Below are 1703 nucleotides of genomic sequence, written 5' to 3'. Positions count from 1 at the left end.
TACGCACCGTTCCCACCCACCCTCGGGTCAGCATCATCGTGCCGACCTTCAATGAGGCACCCAACCTCGAACGGGTCCTGCCCACCCTGCCGGACGCGCACGAGGTGATCATCGTCGACGGGGGGTCGACCGATGGCACCGTGGAGACCGCCCAACGGGTGATGCCGTCGGTGCGCGTCATGCAACAGACCCGCACAGGCAAGGGGAACGCCCTGGCCTGCGGGTTCGCGGCAGCGACCGGCGACATCGTGGTGATGTTCGACGCCGACGGCTCGGCCGACGCCCGGGAGATCCCCCTGATGGTCGCCGCGCTGCTCAGCGGAGCTGATTTCGTCAAGGGCAGTCGCATGCTGCACGGCGGCGGCTCCGCCGACCTGACCGCCACCCGGGCATTGGGCAACCGTGCTCTGACCGGTTTGGTCAACACCCTGTTCCGTACCCGCTACACCGATCTCTGCTACGGCTACAACGCGTTCTGGCGCGACGTGCTGGACGTGTTCGACCTTCCCGACCCCGAGGCCGGCGGCACTCGCTGGGGCGACGGATTCGAGATCGAGACCCTGTTGAACTGCCGGGCCGCCGCCGCCCGGCTGACCATTCTGGAGATCCCCAGCTACGAGCACGACCGGATCCACGGCACCTCCAACCTGCGGGCGCTGCCCGACGGCATGCGGGTGCTGCGGACGATCGATGCCGAGTTCCGCCGGCTGCGGATCCTCCGTTCGGGCACCCGGCACCTCGGTGCCACCGCCCGCTTCTCCACCAGGCCGGTGCAGCGGCCGAGTGGCGTCCCCGCCTTCCGCAGCCCACACCGGGTCGCAGGCTAGTCCACGACTCGCCGGCCACTCCCTGGGCAACCCCGTGGGAGCGGCCGGCGGTCAGGCAACGGACGCCGAACCACGGCGTCCGGGATCGTCGGCGTCCCCGCGGGTTGCGAGACGAGGCACTCTCTCTGGCCGTCCTTATGCTGCCCATTCAGGCATGCGTGGCCTTCATTCCCTCATCTCAGGAGACCCCCATGTCCACAACCTCTCTCAACCGTTCCGAATCCCACGCCCCGCCCTCGAATTCGACGTCCACACTCCTTCCGCTGCAGCAGGTCAGCCTCGGCATGCTGCGCCTGGGCTTCGGCTGGGCGCTGTTCTGGTCGGGGATCGACAAGGTGTTCGGCCTCGGCTTCGCCACCTCACCGGAGCAGTCCGTTCTCGCCGGGGTCTCCCCGACGAAGGGCTTCCTGCTCCACGGACTGCAGGACGACGCGCTCGCCGCGGCGCTGCTCAAGCCTCTCGCCGGGAATCCGGTGGCCGACGCGCTGTTCCTGTTGGCCACCGTCGGCGCCGGGCTGGCGCTGCTGCTCGGTGTCGGCACCCGGATCGCCGCGATCGGCGGCGGGGTGCTGATGCTCAACCTCTGGTTCGCCTCACTGCCGCTGGAGTACAACCCGTTCCTCGACCAGCACCTGTTCTATGCGACCGCCGCACTGTCGGTGCTGGCCTTCGACTCGGGCCGCTATCTCGGGCTGGGGAACGCCTGGCGTAACCTGCCGCTGGTTCGCGGCAACCGCTGGCTGATCTAGCACCTCACCTTTCCTGGAATCGATCCAGATCGGGCGCCGGGCCGGGTGGGGCGAGGGGGGGGGGGGGGGGGGGGGGGTGGGGCGGGCGACCGCGCACACCGGGTGGGGAAACCGCGACCGACGCGCC

At 69.6% G+C, this 1703-nt stretch carries 2 protein-coding genes; both read left to right on the top strand.

The genetic code is table 11. The features are described 5' to 3' along the window. The coding region (locus Q0066_RS01765; RefSeq protein WP_298129459.1) for a glycosyltransferase family 2 protein at nucleotides 1-827 on the top strand (827 nt) is incomplete at its 5' end. Between the two features lie 191 nt (nucleotides 828-1018). After that, on the top strand, nucleotides 1019-1576 hold the full coding sequence (locus tag Q0066_RS01760; protein ID WP_298129458.1) for a DoxX family membrane protein: 558 nt from the start codon (nucleotides 1019-1021) through the stop codon (nucleotides 1574-1576). The last annotated feature ends 127 nt before the right edge of the window (nucleotides 1577-1703 follow it).

Origin of the sequence: Micropruina sp. (assembly GCF_027492755.1) — a bacterium.
Classification (GTDB): Bacteria; Actinomycetota; Actinomycetes; order Propionibacteriales; family Propionibacteriaceae; genus Micropruina.
Note: the sequence above shows the minus strand (reverse complement) of the source record. Positions and strands in the feature narration are given on the sequence as shown.